The following is a 14,390-nucleotide window of genomic DNA, read 5'->3' as shown; positions in this document are numbered from 1 at the left end:
ACTACTACACGGAAGCCGCTGCGGGCTGCAGGTCCTCCGCCGCCTCCGGGGAGGAGGCGTCGTCCGCGGCCGGTACAGACGGTGTGCCTGCCGGGCGAACGGCCGGAGCCGCGGCGATGTGCTGGCGGAGCGGGTGGAACTGGCTGTGCCCCATGCTGCCGAATTCGTAGGCGCTCTCGGCGTGCTCGGAGCGGTCGACACCGGCAACTTCGGCCTCATGGCTGACGCGGAACCCGATGGTCTTGTGAATTGCGATACCAATAATCGCGGTCATCAGGCCGGAGAGCGCGAGCGTGATGAGTACGGCAACGGTCTGGGCGACGAGCTGCTGAACGCCGCCGCCGTAGAAGAGCCCGCCGCCTTCGCCGTTGACGGGGAGGGCAATGAAGCCGAGCGCGAGGGTGCCCACCAGGCCGGAGCCGAGGTGCACGCCGACAACGTCCAGCGAGTCGTCAAAGCCATACTTGAACTTCAGTTCGACGAAGAGTGCAGACGCCACGCCCGAAACGAGTCCCAGGCCGATGGCGGCCACTGGGCTGATGTTGGCGCACGACGGCGTGATGGCCACGAGGCCGGCGACGGCACCGGACGCAGCGCCCAGGGAGGTGGGGTGGCCGTGGCGGACCTTCTCCGTGAGGAGCCAGCTCAGCATGGCGGCGCACGGCGTAACCAGGGTGTTGACCCAGATCAGTCCGGCCTGTTCTGCCGTGGTGGCGGCGCCGGCATTGAAGCCGAACCAGCCGAACCAGAGGAGGCCCGCGCCGAGCATGATGAACGGGACGTTGTGCGGGCGGTGCCCGGGGTCCTTTCCGAAACCGTGGCGCTTGCCGACGATCAGGGCCAGCACGAGGGCGGCAGCGCCGGAGCTGATTTCGACGACGGCGCCGCCGGCGAAGTCGATGACCTGGCCAAAGATGGCCGTTACTGCTCCGCCCTGGCTCATGAGGCCCCCGCCCCAGATCATGAAAGCGAGCGGGCAGTAGACGGCTGTGATCCAGATCGGCACGAAGAGGACCCAGGCGGTGAATTTGGCGCGGTCGGCGATCGCGCCGCTGATGAGGGCCACGGTGAGGATGGCGAAGGTTCCGGCGAAGCCTGCCTTGATGAGGTCGGGAGTGCCCATAAGGCCACTCAGGCCGAAGCTGGCGAACGGGTTGCCGAACAGGCCCAGGACGCCTTCGCCGGTGCTCATGGAGTAGCCCCACAACACCCAGACGACGCCCACGATGCCGGCTGACACAAAGCTCATCATGATCATGTTGAGGGAGGCCTTGGCGCGGGTCATGCCGCCATAGAAGAGCCCCAGTGCCGGGGTCATGAGCAGCACCAGTGCCGCTGACACCATCATCCAAACGTTTGCCGCAGTGATTTCCACGCGCTTTCCCTTCCCAGGAAACTCATCCTCTCCGCGGACCGCTGAAGCCGGCGCCACGCCCCTCATCGATATTCGTGGATTGATGTTTCGGGTCTGGGCGTGGCAAGTTACACGGGCGTTTCAAAAATGCCGCCTACGTAAAGCCCGCGTGACTGCCATGTTTCGAAATTGTTAACGGCACCTGATGGCCGGGGTGCTTTTTTGCTGGCTCTGCAGTCATTTCGGCCGGAACTGCGGGTAGAACCGCGGGCGCCGCGGTGAGGGCTGCCGCTGTTATGCCGCGTTACCAGCACATGAATGAAACATATCCATCCCCGGGTCCGTTGCCGGCCACCGGATGGATTCCCTGCCGGACCTGTTGACCGGATCTGAGCTGTGCAGCCACCATGGGATATGACTGAATCTGCAGCGACCGGCGACGACTACTTCACTGAGAATCCGCACGCGGATGTTGCGGCGGAAGCGGGTGATGCCGCGGCGGGCGCGGACGGCTCCGCTACTGTCGAAGACATCGCCGGGGACGTGCGGGACGAGATCCGGCTGGGCCATGTGGAGGACGAGGTGAGCCACGTGCTTGAGGAACGGCTGGACGAAGCCGGCATCAGCATGCGGCCTGAAGACGTGGATGACCTCGCCGAAGATATCGAGCGGGACGTCTCCAGCTAGGAAAACCCATGAACGACCCACATAACCTGGAACGGTTCGTCGCCGCGCAGAATGACGGCGACACCTACGCCCAGGCTCTGCAGGAGCTCCGCGCAGGCAGCAAGCGCAGCCACTGGATGTGGTTCGTCTTTCCGCAGATTGCCGGCCTGGGGCAAAGCGCCACCTCCAGAAGGTACGCCATCGCATCCCTTGATGAAGCCCGGGCGTACCTGCAGCATCCCGTGCTGGGACCGCGGCTGATCGAGTGTGCCACCGCGGTGGATAACGTGGGCAACCGCGGCGCGGCGGAGATTTTCGGCGGCATCGATGCCCGGAAGCTCCAGTCCTCCATGACGCTGTTCCTGCGTGCGGCACCGGACGAACCGGTGTTCCGGAGCGTTCTGGAGCACTACTTCGGCGGGGAAGCCGACGCCGCCACCGACGGGCTGCTGGCAAGCCCGCGCATGTAAGTGGTAGCTACCCTTCACCGGGCTAGTTAGCCGACCTAGACTGAGGGGACAAGCCAGCGTGCAGCCAGCGGGCTGGGCAGACGGAAGGACAGTGGCATGGGTCTGGACGACAAGATCGACAATGCAGCGGAAAAGCTTGGCGGCAAGGCCAAGGAAGGGGCGGGCAAGGCCAACGACGACCCGGGCCTGGAGGCGGAGGGTAAAACTGACCAGTCCAAGGCGGATCTGAAACAGGCCGGTGAAAAGGTCAAGGACGCCTTCAAGAAGGACTGACCAAACAGGATCACCACGTCTGGCTCTCCGTCTCCAACGGAGATTCGAAGGGAGTCCCGCCCGGGAAACCGCGGCAGGACTCCCTTTCGTACGCCCAGTCAGGGGCTGGTGCTGAGCTCCACCAGCTGGACATCACCTAAACTGCCATTCACGACGACGGCCGTCATGTACGTGCACACAGGTTGCCGGCGGCGGTCGGTGGGGGAGCCGGGGTTAAGCAGGCGCAGGCCGCCGGGCGCCACCGTGTTCCAGGGAATGTGCGAGTGGCCGAAAACCAGCACGTCGGCATCCGGAAAGAGGGCCTCGCAGCGCTGCTCCCGGCCTCTGGCCTGACCGGTCTCGTGGATCATGCTGAACCGGACGCCGTCGAGCGTCACACTGGCCGTCTCGGGCAATCGCCGCCTAAGCTCGTCGCCGTCGTTGTTGCCGTAGACACCGACCAGGCGCCTGCTGCGCTGTTCGAACTCGTCGAGCAAGCCTGCGCTGATCCAGTCACCCGCGTGGAACACCACATCAGCAGCCTCGACGGCGGTCCACACCTGCTCGGGCATTGCCCGGGCGCGCTTGGGGACGTGGGTGTCGGCAACAAGGACCAGGCGCAGGCTCATCGAAGCATCTTCCCATGAGGCAGACTGGGACGATGGAGAAAATCGTTCCGCCTTCGCCCGGTGATCCCCGGCGTCCCCTTGGCCCCCGTGACCCGGGCGATGCCTGGGTGGAGGGCGACCGCGGGCGGTTCTGGGGGCGCTTCGGATCGGCCGGCCTCCTGGTCCATGATGCGGAGAAGGGCGTCCTGCTGCAGCACCGTGCCACCTGGAGCGACCACGGTGGAACCTGGGGGCTTCCCGGCGGCGCGCTGCACCAGGGCGAGGACGCCGTGACCGGCGCACTGCGTGAGGCCCACGAGGAGGCGGCAGTCCCCGAACAGAGCGTCAAAGTGCTGTTCACGTCCGTGTTCGACGTCGGCTACTGGTCCTACACCACCGTGGCAGTGCGGGTGCTGGAGCCCTTTGAGCCGGCCATCAACGATCCCGAAAGCATCGAACTGCTGTGGATTCCCGTCGAAGAGGTGGCCGGCATCAACCTGCATCCTGCCTTTGCTGCCTCCTGGCCGGACCTGCGCGGCAGGCTGCTGGACGGCTCCGGTGTTGAACACTGAGAAATTCCGGCTGCTGCTGGAAGAGGAACGGGCGAGGAAGCTCGCCCTCCTGCCGGCCCTGCGTGCGGACATAGCCTCGGCCAACGCCGCCCGGCACAACTCCAACGTCGACGACGAACATGACCCCGAGGGTGCCACCATCGCCTTCGAACTTTCGCAGGCGTCGGCACTCCTGGACCAAAGCAGGTCCGGACTGGCGGACGTGGACACTGCCCTCGAGCGGATCGGCGCGGGCACTTACGGAATATGCACGGTGTGCGGAGAACAGATCGCCGAAGGGCGGCTGGAGGCCCGGCCCTGGACCCCCTTCTGCATCCGCCACACGGGCGGCCGGGCCTAATCCCGGCTCCGCCGCCGAGGATGCCTCGGAGCTGTTCCGCCGAAGGGAAGAGCGCCGTACTCTAGGGCTGGGAGGTGATTGCCATGCAGGCAACCCAGGGAGACCGAATCATCATCCGGGGCAGGACAGTGGAGTCCTCGGACCGGCACGGTGAGATTCTGGAGGTCCGGGGCGCCGACGGGGCGCCGCCGTACCACGTCCGTTTTGATGATGGCCACGAGACCATCCTGTACCCGGGCGGCGACTTCACCGTCGAGCACCACACCACCTAGCTGCCCGGATGACCGCACCGCCACGGCCCGACCGGACCCTGATTTCAGTCCTTGCCATCATTGCCGGTCTCGTCGCCGTGGCGCTCGCTGTCGTCTTTTTTCGCGGTGAGCCAGAGCCGCTTGCCGAAAGTACACCGGCGGGTGTGGTCCAGCGGTATGCTGCCGCCGTCCTCAACGGTGACGAGGCGGCTACTAGGCGCTACTCGACTGACGGTCGTTACGGGACCGGGCAGCCGGACGGGCCATGCACTCAGGTGGAACGTCCCGCACTTGGCGCACTGCGGGTCACGCTGGCCTCCACCGTGGAGCATGCGGACACGGCGGAGGTGCACGTTGTTCTGACCACCTCCACCGGCAGCGGTCCGTTCGGGAACCCCGAATACGAGACCGAGGCCGTGTTTGCCCTGGAACGGGTGAACGGCAACTGGCTGGTTGCGACCGCCCCGTGGCAGCTCACCATTTGTCCGGTTCCGGCGGCGAAGCCGTGAGTACCGTCCGGCCCGGCACGCGCGAATCATCGTCGCCGGCGGTGCCCACGGTGCGGCGGCTGGTGGTCTTTGTACTCCTCTTTGTCCTCGTGCTGATCGGCGCTTCCGGCGTGGGCGGCCTGTTTGAGCGGCTGTTTGTCTCGGGCACAGGGCTGGCCGGGAATGACGTCGGCAGCCTCGCCCGGTCCCTCGCGTTCGGCCTGGTTGGCGGGTGCCTGGCCGCTGTTCTGTGGTGGCTGGTCTGGCGCCGGCAGGGGGAGGAAGCGGAGCGCTCGTCTGTTGCCTGGGGACTGTACGTCATCGGTGTATATATCGTTGCCCTTATCACCGCGGTTACGGCTGTGCTCGGCGCTGTATCGCAGTTGATTGGGCTGCTGGCCGGTGCCGCATCCGGCGCGGTGGCTGAGGGCCTGGAATGGCGTTCATCCCTGGCCACGGGTGTGGTGTGGGCGGCCGTCTGGGCATGGCACCGCTGGATGTGGCAGCACCGTGGCAAGGGCCCGCGCCGGCTGGACACCGTCCCGGCGCTCGCGGGCTCGGTGTTCGGCCTGCTGGTAGGTGCCGGCGGGGCCGTGACTGCGCTCGGCAGTCTTCTCGACGCGGCGCTGCGGGGGCTGGCAGGTGCCCATGACGTGGGATCGCCCTGGTGGTTTTCGGCGCTGCAGTCACTCATCTGGGCCGGGGGCGGATTCCTGGTTTGGTGGTGGCATTGGGTCTTCGGCGAAGCACGGCACCTGTCCTCACCGCTGGCCAATGTGGCTGCGGCTGTCTTCGGTGTGCTTGGCGGCTGCATTACGGCAATGGCCGGCGCCATCACGACGGTGTTCGTCCTGCTGCGGCTGATACTGGACCGCTCCGAAGACATGATCCGGCTCGTTGATCCCCTTGGCCCCGCGATGGCCGCGGCAGCTGTCGGGTGCCTCGTCTGGCGCTACCACTCAGTGCTGACGGCCCCGCGGTCGGAGAAGATGCGGGAGACGGGGCTGCTGCTGGCATCCGGAGTGGCGGTGGTCGCTGCGGCCTCCGGTGTGGGAGTTGTTGTCAACGCGGCCTTGGGCTTTGCCGAGACAACGCTGGCGGGTACGGGCACGCGCACGCTGCTGCTGGGCGGAATCAGTGCCCTGATTGTGGGCGGTGCGGTCTGGTGGAGGGCGTGGATGCCGGCGGACCGCCGCGGATCGGCGAGCGCCGATGATGCAGGCGGGGCAGATGGTGCAGACGGGCTGCCTTCCCGCACCGCTGCCGGGCGGCGCATCTACCTCGTGGCTATCTTTGGGATCAGCGCCGTCGTGGCCCTGATCGCCCTGCTGCTGGTCGGTTACCAGGCCTTTGAGTATCTGCTGGATCCGGAGCGCCAGGGAAACCTGGTGGGACGGATCCGGGCGCCGCTCGGACTGCTGACCGCCACGGCGCTCGTGGCCACCTATCACTACAGCGTCTGGCGCAGGGAGCGTGCGGTGCTGCAGGGGGACGCTCCGTCACTGCAGGAAACCGGCCCACTGCAGGAAGCTGGTCGGGTGCAAGACGCCGGTCCAGTACTGACCGCGCGACGGACGATCGGCCAAGTCGTCCTGGTGACGGGCTCCGATCACGTTCCGCTGTCACACGCCATCCGGGAAGCCACCGGTGCCGACGTGACGGTCTGGCTGCGGTCCGGCCTACCGGCAGGGCCGGATCCGGGACAGTCGGATCCGCGACTGCCGGATGCCGGAATGCTTATGGCCGCGCTGGAAGGTGTGAGCGCTGAGCGGGTGCTGGTCGTCGTCGGGCCCGGCGGCCGGATCGATGTCATCCCCGTACAGGACCACACCGCCTCATGAGAGAAGCCTCCTGACAGAAGCCTCAGGAAATGGGCTGCCCCTTGATCGGTGACCGGTCGGCGCCGTATTCGGCTGTCACCAGGATGGGCAGGTGATCCGACTTCCCCCGGGGGAGCGTTTCCACGCTTTCGATGTCCAGGCCCAGTGATGTGGCAAAGTCGAAGTGGCCCTTGAAGACCTTGTACCGGGTGTAGGTTCTGCGGTTGCTCAGGGACAGGGCATAGCCGGAGTCCTGCATGTGTGCGTGAAGGCTCTTGGTGAAGAACGGATAGTTGAAGTCACCCACCATCAGCGTCATCAGCCCGGTGCCCATGCTCAGCAGCTCGGCATGCGCCGCGTGGATCTGCTTGCGCCGCAGCGAGTTCGACGCCGTGAGCGGGGCGGCGTGGAACGAACCCACCACCAGCTCATGGTCGGTTTCGTTGTCCACCATCCGGGTGCCGATCAGCCGCTCATGGGCCGGTGCCATCACGCGGTCGTGCATGGACTTCTTCAGGGCAAAGGTCTGGGTATCCAGGGCCGTGAACCGGTCAGTCCGGTAGTAGATGGCCAGGCCCAGCCTGTTGCCTTTTGTGTAGTCGGCCAGATGGAGCGGGCCGAGAGTGTCAGGCAGATCGGATGAGTCACACTCTTGAAGGCAGAGGACGTCTATCCCGAAGTTGCGGGCCAGACTCATCAGTTCGCCGCTCGCCTTGTGCTTGCGGAGGTTGTAGCTAATAACTCGCATCGAACACCTCTTCCGAGGGCTGCTAGAAGGACCAGTCTCCGAGTCTACCCAGATCATCATATGGAGATCCGTACATTAAGCGCGCGTCCGGCGAGGCAAATATGCCCCGCCGGACGCATGCCGGATTCCACTTGATGCCGTGGCCTCTGGCCTGAATTACCTTCCGCCGGGTCCGTGTCCCTGCGTGTACTCTCCGGCCGTGACCGTGCCGAGCTCCGTGGCGCCGTCGAGCGAGCCCTCGCCCAGTCCTGACTGCACCTTCGCAGTGCCTCCGGTGTACACCGTGTATTGCTTCCCTGCTTCGATGCCCGCCGCGGAAAAGATCAGCGATCCGGTGGCTTTGGTGGTCACAAACGTGGCCACGAGCTTGCCGTCGGCGTCGGCCAGCTGCACAGTGGTGCCCGCCGGCACGGTCGAGGCGAATGCGACCTGCACGCCTGACTGGGTGGAGCTTGTTCCCGGGGTGACCACCATGCCGGCGCTTCCTGCCGCCGCCACCGTTCCGCCGCTGACTGCCAGTTCGCCGTTGACATCCAGTGCACCGTTGCCGTTGCTTTCGGGCCCGTTGACCACCACGGCGCCGCCGGAGATGGAGGCGTTGCCGTTGGAGTCCAGGCCGTCGCCCTCGGAATTGATGGTGAGGGAGCCGCCGAAGATGTCCACGGAGTAGTCGCCCACCGATTCGCCGCCGCCGGGCCCGCCGCCCATGCCTCCGCCTGACTGGGTTGCGGTGGAGGCGCCGCCGGAGGCGTTCACGCCGTCATCCGTGGCGGTCACCGATACCGTGCCGCCGCTCACCGCGATGTGCTGGGCTTCAAGGCCTTCGGAGGACTCCGTTACCGTCACGGTGCCGTTCGCGATGGCGAGCTGGTTCTGCGCCTTGACGCCGTCGTCCCCGGCGCTGACGCTGAGCTTGCCGCCGTTGACCAGGAGCCAGCCGCGGCCGTCGTCGGTGTCGTTGTCCGATTTGAAGCCGTCACCGCCGGCCGTGATCTGGTAAGCGCCGTCCAGCAGCACTGCGTAGTCCTTGCCGAGGATGCCGTCGTCGGCGGCTTTCACAGTGACGTTGCCGGCGGCCAGGACCAGGCCGTCCTTGGACACGATGCCGTCGTTGTACTGGCCGGTGACCTCGAGTGAGCCTGTCCCGGCCAGGGTCAGGTCGGCCATGGAGTAGAGCGCCGCGTTCGGGGCGTCGGTGCCCTGGTCAGCGTACGTTGCAGCGTCCTTGATGGAGTTGGTGCTGCCTTCGTCGAGGAACAGGATGGCCTCGTTGGCGCTTTGGACGACGAACGGCGAGCCGGTTGAGCTGGCGAGGGTCACGCCGTCGAGGACCACGCGGACCACATCCTCTTCGCCGGCAGCGATCACCACCTTGCCGTCACTGAGAGAACCCGACAGCCGGTACGTCCCGGCAGCTGTGATGGTGACGGTGTCGCCGTCGACCTTTACCCCGGCGGCGGAGCCCGCCACCGTGGAGGCACCATCCTTGAGCGTGACGGCCACTTCCTTGGCCGCATCCCAGGTGAGGTCGTCGGCGTCGTAGTGGCTGTCCTCGGAGATCGAGGCTGCCGTCACCATCTGCGTGGTGGACGCTGTGTTGGTGCCGGACTGGCTGCCGGCGGCAGTTCCGTTGGAGGCCGTGCTTCCAGAGGCGGAGCAGCCGGCGAGGGTGAGGGCCAGGGCGAAGGCGGCCACGGAGAAGGTCTTGCTGAATTTACGCATGGTGGTTCCTTTGGGGTCTTGGAGTCCGGAGTCCGGAGTCTTGGGGTCTTGGAGGTCTTGTCTGTCGAAAGCAGGGGACGGGTCAGGCTCCAGGTGCCAGCCGCATGCTGTGCCGGAGCGTCCGGTTCCAGCGGTTGGCGGGCAGGTGCGGGTGCAGTGCGGCCATGCCGGTGGCGAACTTGGAGATCCTGGACGGCCGCACACCGTGTTGCCAGAGGTGCCTGTCCAGCGGTCCGGCGGCCGATCCGGATTTGGTCTCGAGCACAACGCTGCCCGCCAGTACCCACGGCTGGCCGTCCCCGGTCTGCCAGGTGACGTTCGAATCGATCGTTGCGCGGCTGCCGGACTCCGGGAGGTAGAGGGTGGTCCGGCGGTAGCGGGTTTCCAGCACGGGACCCAGGGCGCCGGCCGGAATGTCGCCAACGGCCCTGGCCAGGGTTTCGTTGACGTACTCCAGGCCCTCCGCTGTGAGCCGGGAGCGGTCCGCGATGTCATAGGGAATGCGTTCCTTGACGGTGGCCGCCCGCGTCCCCTCGGTTTTGACCTCGAGGAAACTGGTGCCGGTGTCCGCGTAGGTCCGGGTGCGGATCTTGTAGCGGCGGCGACGGCCGCGGGCCGCCAGCATGTAGCTGTGCAGCTGCGGGGTGTCGAAGTAGACGGAGTCGTAGGCGAACGACCGGAGGCCGTCCATTTCGAGGACGCGGGCCTGGCCGGCGAAGGTTGCCAGCGCCTGGCGGGCAGTCGCGGCGGGGATCACGTACTTCCGGTCCACCCGGGTCTGCAGGGCGGCTTCGGCGTTGAGTTCCTCGAGGCCGATCGGCGGCAGTGCGGCCAGGCTCATGAGCATTGCCTGTTCGGTTATGGGCATTGAGCTCATGCCGCACCTGCCGGGGCGGTTGCTGCCTGCGGTGCGGGAGCCTGCGATGCGGGAGCCTGGTGGGCGGTACCGGCAGGCGCGGGAGTCTGCGCCGGGAGTGACTCATGCCATGCCCCGAGGTTTCCGGCGGCGCTGTCCAGGCCGGCGCTGTCCAGGCCGGCGCTGTCCGGGCCGGCAAGGCGGGTTCCCCGGGCCGAGCGGCAGGCATAGCGGACGTCCACGATGGTCTTGTCGTTCACCAGGTCCAGTTCCTGCACCGTGACGGTATGGACCTTCGCGGCGAGCAGTTCCTCAAGGCGGGCCGTGAGTTCGTCCTCGCGGGAGATGGCGCGGTCCAGGACAACGGTCTGGTGCCGGTACGTGGGAAGGACCCTCTCGTGGTCGCCGACGAACATCACGGCCAGCACCAGTCCCATGAGGGAGAGCGTCAGCCAGACCGGTTCGACGCCGACGCCCGAGATCAGGCCCAGGGCCAGCGCGGAGAAATAGTAGGCCACCTCGTGCTGGGCCAGTTCGGTGGAACGGAGACGGATGATCGAGAGAACCCCGAAGAGGCCCAGTCCAAGTCCGAGGCCGGCGGTGGAACCGGAGAGCGCTGTGGCCACGGCCAGGACGCCGATGTTCATCCCCAGGTAGGACACGGCCAGGTCCCTGCGCCGGTGGCGGCGGACGTAAAGGGCGAAGGTGAGCACGCAGATGGCGATGACGTCTGCGGCGATAAGTATCAGGTGGTTCATGGAGTTCTCCGGGTCTCGTGATGGGCTACTTGTTACGATTCACGGCCAAGCTGTGCCGGGGCTGTGCCGGAACAAGGTCTGGTTTGTGACCTTTGGCGAAAAGGAACCGCTGCTGGATGGCGTAGCTCACGGCGAACAGTGCGGCTTCGGTGAGCAGCTTGGCGGGCAGGTCTCCGACGCCGGCGCCTCCGAGCGCCGTGAGGAGTGCGTAGTTGGCCGCCAGCAGGGAGAGCGCGAGGGCGACGTACCGGGCGGCCGTGGCGCGGGCAGGCTTCTCGCGGCCGTGTTTGAACACGAGCCGGCGGTTGATCAGGAAGTTGGCCGTGGCGCTCAGGCAGCGGGCGCCGACGACTGCCGCCAGGACCGAGTCGGTGGCCGCGCTGAGGACAAGGAAGGCGACGGTGTCGATCAGGAAGCCGGCGAAGGACGACAGCAGGAACTTGAGCAGCGGGGCGTAGATGCGCACCGAGTCCGCAAGCGGCCGGAAATGGGATCCGGAGTTGTGGTCCAAGTAGATGGTGGCGATGCCCACGCTGGCAATGCGGTACCCGGCGGCTTTGGCCTCGAGCAGGAGGTTCAGTTCGTATTCATAGCGCTCGCCACTGACTGTCAGGAGCCAGGGCAGCATAGATGCCGGATAACCGCGCAGCCCGGTCTGTGTGTCGGAGATGCGTTCGCCGGTGGCCAGTCGGAACAGCAGCCGGGTGGCGGCATTCCCGAAGCGGCTGCGTGCGGGAACGTCACCGGCGAAGGTGCGCGCGCCGAGCACCATGGAGGTGGCCTCCGTGCCGGCGAGCTCGGCGACGCGCAGGATGTCCACGACGCTGTGCTGGCCGTCGCTGTCCGCGCACACCACGTCCTGGGCGGGGAAACGGTCCAGAATGAAACGGAAGCCGGTCTTCAGTGCGAAGCCCTTGCCCCGGTTCGCCGGATGGCTGATGACGTGCGCGCCGGCGCGGCGGGCGCCGTCGAAAATATGCCCGTAGGCCGGGCCGCTGCCGTCATCCACGACGACGAGACCGAGGGCGGGGTCTGCTGCGCGGATCGCGCCGATCACTTCAAGGAGCTGGGCGTCCGGCTCATAGGCGGGGACCAGGATGATCATGGAGGGACCTCACTTGCCGATGTACAGGATGTCCGAGGTGCCGCGCTCGCGGTTGGCACCCAGCGGGTTGTTGACCAGGGCGCCGTTGAAATACATGGTGGAGGAGCCGCCGCCGTCGAGGTTGTACGCCGTTTCTGCACCGAGATCCTTCATGATCTGTGCCATTCCCGTCATGGTCACGCCTGCGCTGTAGCCCGGGCTGCGGCCGTCAGCCACCACGAAGACCAGGTGGTTGGTGTCGATGAGCCCCACGGCCGTCCGCGGCTGCTCGCCCTGGATGGAGTGGTTGCCGAAGTTGGTGTCCACCTCGACGTCCTCGATGCCATCCACGATCTGGCTGTCCTGGACGATCGCCGGTCCAAAGGACAGGGTGTTCCAGACGCCGTCGGCGACCAACTGTGCAGCGGTGGTGGCAGTTTCGTCGTAGACCTTCACGGTTCCGTCCCGGTAGAACGCCAGCCCCTGGCGGGCGCCCTCGTCCCGGTAGACAACTCCGTTGCGGATGACGATGCCGGTATCCCGGAAGCCGTAATAGTCGCCGTTGATGGCGAAGATGGCGTTGTGGGCTGCCGCGATCTCCGAGGTGGTCTGTGTGATGTTCTCGCCGAAACTGTCGTTGGCGAACGCCGACTTGACCGTCGTCGCATCGTCAAGGACGACGTCGGCAACGTAGTAGGTGACCGTGCTGTCACCGCTGCCGGTCACCACCGTGGAGATGTTGATGGTGGAGCCGTCGGCCGTGTACGAGGTGTCGGTGACGGAGGCTGACGATCCCACCGTCGTGGCCCCGGAGGACACGCCCTGGGCTGTCTCGTAGGCTGACACATCGGAGATTTCCACGTGCTGGACCACGAACCGGTCCAGCGCCCATGCGCTGGCGCCGCCGGCGGACAGTGTCAGGGCGAGTGCTCCGGCGAGGACGGCCCGGCGGGTCGGCCTGGCCTTGCCGCGCTTGCGGGCTGAGCCGGGCGGGCCGGGCTCACCGGGGCGGCCCGCCTCACCGGGTTGATGGTTTTCGCCGGGTTGGATTTCTTCAGTGGGGGCGTTCTGCTGAGAGGTCATGCATCATTTGTATGGACCGGACTTATGCCGGCCGTGAGTCGCACATTTGAGGAGGCTGTGAAAGCTCCTGGCCCGCCAACGGGCTCCGCCACAGGAATCATTGCGGACAGCCGCGTGTTGTGGATGAAGCGAACCTGTCCTGGAGGAGGAAGCGATATGGTCAAAGCGGTCTGGAATGGTGCCGTGATAGCGGAGAGTGACGTCACCGTGAAGGTTGAGGGGAACCACTACTTCCCCGCATCGTCAGTGCGCACCGAGTACCTGGAGGGCAGCTCCCACTCCACGTACTGCCCCTGGAAGGGGGAGGCAAGCTACTACAGCCTGCGGGTTGACGGCCTGCGAAACGAGAATGCCGCCTGGTACTACGCCGATCCGTCCTTGGAAGCTGCCCGGATCAGGGATCATGTGGCCTTCTGGCACGGCGTGCGGATCGAGGCCTGAGACGGCTCGGCATGCCGGAAGCGATAGAGTGAACCGGGATTAACCGATCACGCTTTGAAGGAGTCACCGTTGACTGCTGAACTCCCTGAACTCGCCGGCGGCGACTTCTACTACCAGGACCTGGGCGGCGGCCGCTTCCGCTCCACCATCCACGCCCAGGGGGCCTGGAACGCCCACGAACAGCACATGGCCCCGGCGTCGGGGCTGCTGGCTGACCGGCTGGACCGGCACCAACCCCGGGACGACATGCGGATGGCCAGGCTCAGCTACGAAATCCTGGGACTGATCCCCGGCGGCGAATTTGAAATCGTCACCACGACGCTGCGCCCGGGGCGCACCATCGAGCTGCTGCAGGCTGAACTGGTGGCGGCGGGTCGTGTGGCTATCAGGGCGACGGCCTGGCGCATGGTCACCAGCGATACGGGTGCCGTGGCCGCCGTCGAGGACGGAGCCATTCCCTCACCGGAGGAATGCAAGCCCTATGACGGCGCGAGCGTGTGGCCGGGAGGGTACATCCGCTCCCTCGAAATGAGGGTGGCGGAGGGTCACCGGCCCGGCGCCGGGAAGGTCTGGCTGCGCACGGACCATCCGCTGACGGACGGAAACGACAGCACGGACATGGCAAGGCTGATGGGGCTTGTGGACACCGCCAACGGCATCGCCGCACGGGTGCCTCCGGGCAAGGACAGCTACGCCTTCCCGAACCTGGACCTCCAGATCCACATGTACCGGCGGCCGGAGGGCGAGTGGCTGGGGCTGGACAACGCCGTGTCCTTCGGTGCTGACGGCATCGGCCTCACCTCGACGGTGCTCCACGACCGGTCCGGCCCGTTCGGCCGGGCGGAACAGATCCTCACCCTGCGGAAGAGCTGACCGC

Annotated in this window: 18 protein-coding genes; 10 read left to right on the top strand and 8 right to left on the bottom strand. The window is 66.4% G+C overall.

Going from position 1 to position 14,390, the window contains the following annotated elements; all coding sequences use genetic code 11:
- Nucleotides 1–4: 4 nt before the first annotated feature.
- Nucleotides 5–1,375: an ammonium transporter gene (locus LFT45_RS12755; RefSeq protein ID WP_236803565.1), complete on the bottom strand. Its 1,371-nt coding sequence runs from the start codon at nucleotides 1,373–1,375 to the stop codon at nucleotides 5–7.
- A gap of 393 nt (nucleotides 1,376–1,768) precedes the next feature.
- Here LFT45_RS12755 and LFT45_RS12750 point away from each other — a divergent pair, with 393 nt between their 5' ends.
- From LFT45_RS12750 to LFT45_RS12740, 3 genes are all read left to right on the top strand, one after another.
- Nucleotides 1,769–2,041: a hypothetical protein gene (locus tag LFT45_RS12750; RefSeq protein WP_236803563.1), complete on the top strand. Its 273-nt coding sequence runs from the start codon at nucleotides 1,769–1,771 to the stop codon at nucleotides 2,039–2,041.
- An 8-nt stretch (nucleotides 2,042–2,049) separates the two neighbouring features.
- Nucleotides 2,050–2,490, top strand: a complete 441-nt coding sequence (locus tag LFT45_RS12745) for a DUF1810 domain-containing protein (RefSeq protein ID WP_236803561.1) — start codon at nucleotides 2,050–2,052, stop codon at nucleotides 2,488–2,490.
- A gap of 96 nt (nucleotides 2,491–2,586) precedes the next feature.
- Complete coding sequence (locus LFT45_RS12740; protein WP_102972322.1) at nucleotides 2,587–2,763, top strand: CsbD family protein; 177 nt, start codon at nucleotides 2,587–2,589, stop codon at nucleotides 2,761–2,763.
- Between the two features lie 98 nt (nucleotides 2,764–2,861).
- Here the strand turns inward: LFT45_RS12740 and LFT45_RS12735 are convergent, their stop codons facing one another.
- Nucleotides 2,862–3,371 carry a metallophosphoesterase family protein gene (locus tag LFT45_RS12735; RefSeq protein ID WP_236803559.1) on the bottom strand — a complete coding sequence of 170 codons (510 nt, stop codon included), beginning with the start codon at nucleotides 3,369–3,371 and terminating at the stop codon, nucleotides 2,862–2,864.
- Nucleotides 3,372–3,403: 32 nt separating this feature from the next.
- Here LFT45_RS12735 and LFT45_RS12730 point away from each other — a divergent pair, with 32 nt between their 5' ends.
- From LFT45_RS12730 to LFT45_RS12710, 5 genes are all read left to right on the top strand, one after another.
- Nucleotides 3,404–3,922 carry an NUDIX domain-containing protein gene (locus tag LFT45_RS12730; protein ID WP_102972324.1) on the top strand — a complete coding sequence of 173 codons (519 nt, stop codon included), beginning with the start codon at nucleotides 3,404–3,406 and terminating at the stop codon, nucleotides 3,920–3,922.
- The gene (locus tag LFT45_RS12725) at nucleotides 3,912–4,262 is read left to right on the top strand and encodes a TraR/DksA family transcriptional regulator (protein WP_442863557.1); all 351 of its coding nucleotides are present in this window, start codon (nucleotides 3,912–3,914) and stop codon (nucleotides 4,260–4,262) included. The genes LFT45_RS12730 and LFT45_RS12725 overlap by 11 nt, the downstream gene beginning before the upstream one ends.
- A gap of 83 nt (nucleotides 4,263–4,345) precedes the next feature.
- The gene (locus LFT45_RS12720; RefSeq protein ID WP_102972420.1) at nucleotides 4,346–4,534 is read left to right on the top strand and encodes a DUF1918 domain-containing protein; all 189 of its coding nucleotides are present in this window, start codon (nucleotides 4,346–4,348) and stop codon (nucleotides 4,532–4,534) included.
- A gap of 8 nt (nucleotides 4,535–4,542) precedes the next feature.
- A complete protein-coding gene (locus LFT45_RS12715) occupies nucleotides 4,543–5,022 on the top strand; it encodes a hypothetical protein (RefSeq protein ID WP_236803555.1) in 480 nt (159 codons plus the stop codon).
- Nucleotides 5,019–6,842, top strand: a complete 1,824-nt coding sequence (locus LFT45_RS12710; RefSeq protein WP_236803553.1) for a DUF5671 domain-containing protein — start codon at nucleotides 5,019–5,021, stop codon at nucleotides 6,840–6,842. The genes LFT45_RS12715 and LFT45_RS12710 overlap by 4 nt, the downstream gene beginning before the upstream one ends.
- Before the next feature lie 22 nt (nucleotides 6,843–6,864).
- On the opposite strand, the gene LFT45_RS12705 is transcribed toward LFT45_RS12710, so the two are convergent.
- From LFT45_RS12705 to LFT45_RS12680, 6 genes are all read right to left on the bottom strand, one after another.
- Nucleotides 6,865–7,569: an endonuclease/exonuclease/phosphatase family protein gene (locus tag LFT45_RS12705; RefSeq protein ID WP_236803551.1), complete on the bottom strand. Its 705-nt coding sequence runs from the start codon at nucleotides 7,567–7,569 to the stop codon at nucleotides 6,865–6,867.
- A gap of 156 nt (nucleotides 7,570–7,725) precedes the next feature.
- Complete coding sequence (locus LFT45_RS12700; RefSeq protein WP_236803549.1) at nucleotides 7,726–9,291, bottom strand: carbohydrate-binding domain-containing protein; 1,566 nt, start codon at nucleotides 9,289–9,291, stop codon at nucleotides 7,726–7,728.
- Between the two features lie 82 nt (nucleotides 9,292–9,373).
- Nucleotides 9,374–10,168, bottom strand: a complete 795-nt coding sequence (locus LFT45_RS12695; protein ID WP_236803547.1) for a polyphosphate polymerase domain-containing protein — start codon at nucleotides 10,166–10,168, stop codon at nucleotides 9,374–9,376.
- A complete protein-coding gene (locus LFT45_RS12690) occupies nucleotides 10,165–10,905 on the bottom strand; it encodes a DUF4956 domain-containing protein (protein WP_236803545.1) in 741 nt (246 codons plus the stop codon). The genes LFT45_RS12695 and LFT45_RS12690 overlap by 4 nt, the downstream gene beginning before the upstream one ends.
- A gap of 25 nt (nucleotides 10,906–10,930) precedes the next feature.
- Entirely contained in the window at nucleotides 10,931–12,010 is a 1,080-nt protein-coding gene (locus LFT45_RS12685; RefSeq protein ID WP_236803542.1) for a GtrA family protein, read from the bottom strand.
- 9 nt (nucleotides 12,011–12,019) lie between these two features.
- Complete coding sequence (locus tag LFT45_RS12680) at nucleotides 12,020–13,072, bottom strand: phosphodiester glycosidase family protein (protein ID WP_236803541.1); 1,053 nt, start codon at nucleotides 13,070–13,072, stop codon at nucleotides 12,020–12,022.
- Between the two features lie 156 nt (nucleotides 13,073–13,228).
- Between LFT45_RS12680 and LFT45_RS12675 the strand changes: the two genes are divergently transcribed.
- Nucleotides 13,229–13,513, top strand: coding sequence for a DUF427 domain-containing protein (locus LFT45_RS12675; RefSeq protein WP_236803539.1), 285 nt, complete (start codon nucleotides 13,229–13,231; stop codon nucleotides 13,511–13,513).
- Nucleotides 13,514–13,582: 69 nt separating this feature from the next.
- Nucleotides 13,583–14,386, top strand: coding sequence for a thioesterase family protein (locus LFT45_RS12670; protein WP_236803537.1), 804 nt, complete (start codon nucleotides 13,583–13,585; stop codon nucleotides 14,384–14,386).
- Nucleotides 14,387–14,390: the final 4 nt, after the last annotated feature.

Source organism: Arthrobacter sp. FW305-BF8 (assembly GCF_021789315.1).
Taxonomy (GTDB): domain Bacteria; phylum Actinomycetota; class Actinomycetes; order Actinomycetales; family Micrococcaceae; genus Arthrobacter.
The sequence above is the reverse complement of the archived record's forward strand: the minus strand, read 5'-3'. Positions and strand labels throughout refer to the sequence as shown.

Excerpts from the sequence above, each read along its gene's own strand:
- LFT45_RS12750 (WP_236803563.1), top strand. The coding sequence starts at position 1,769 with ATGACTGAATCTGCAGCGACCGGCGACGACTACTTCACTGAGAATCCG.
- LFT45_RS12745 (WP_236803561.1), top strand. The coding sequence starts at position 2,050 with ATGAACGACCCACATAACCTGGAACGGTTCGTCGCCGCGCAGAATGAC.
- LFT45_RS12740 (WP_102972322.1), top strand. The coding sequence starts at position 2,587 with ATGGGTCTGGACGACAAGATCGACAATGCAGCGGAAAAGCTTGGCGGC.
- LFT45_RS12735 (WP_236803559.1), bottom strand. The coding sequence starts at position 3,371 with ATGAGCCTGCGCCTGGTCCTTGTTGCCGACACCCACGTCCCCAAGCGC.
- LFT45_RS12730 (WP_102972324.1), top strand. The coding sequence starts at position 3,404 with ATGGAGAAAATCGTTCCGCCTTCGCCCGGTGATCCCCGGCGTCCCCTT.
- LFT45_RS12720 (WP_102972420.1), top strand. The coding sequence starts at position 4,346 with ATGCAGGCAACCCAGGGAGACCGAATCATCATCCGGGGCAGGACAGTG.
- LFT45_RS12715 (WP_236803555.1), top strand. The coding sequence starts at position 4,543 with ATGACCGCACCGCCACGGCCCGACCGGACCCTGATTTCAGTCCTTGCC.
- LFT45_RS12705 (WP_236803551.1), bottom strand. The coding sequence starts at position 7,569 with ATGCGAGTTATTAGCTACAACCTCCGCAAGCACAAGGCGAGCGGCGAA.
- LFT45_RS12700 (WP_236803549.1), bottom strand. The coding sequence starts at position 9,291 with ATGCGTAAATTCAGCAAGACCTTCTCCGTGGCCGCCTTCGCCCTGGCC.
- LFT45_RS12695 (WP_236803547.1), bottom strand. The coding sequence starts at position 10,168 with ATGAGCTCAATGCCCATAACCGAACAGGCAATGCTCATGAGCCTGGCC.
- LFT45_RS12690 (WP_236803545.1), bottom strand. The coding sequence starts at position 10,905 with ATGAACCACCTGATACTTATCGCCGCAGACGTCATCGCCATCTGCGTG.
- LFT45_RS12685 (WP_236803542.1), bottom strand. The coding sequence starts at position 12,010 with ATGATCATCCTGGTCCCCGCCTATGAGCCGGACGCCCAGCTCCTTGAA.
- LFT45_RS12680 (WP_236803541.1), bottom strand. The coding sequence starts at position 13,072 with ATGACCTCTCAGCAGAACGCCCCCACTGAAGAAATCCAACCCGGCGAA.
- LFT45_RS12675 (WP_236803539.1), top strand. The coding sequence starts at position 13,229 with ATGGTCAAAGCGGTCTGGAATGGTGCCGTGATAGCGGAGAGTGACGTC.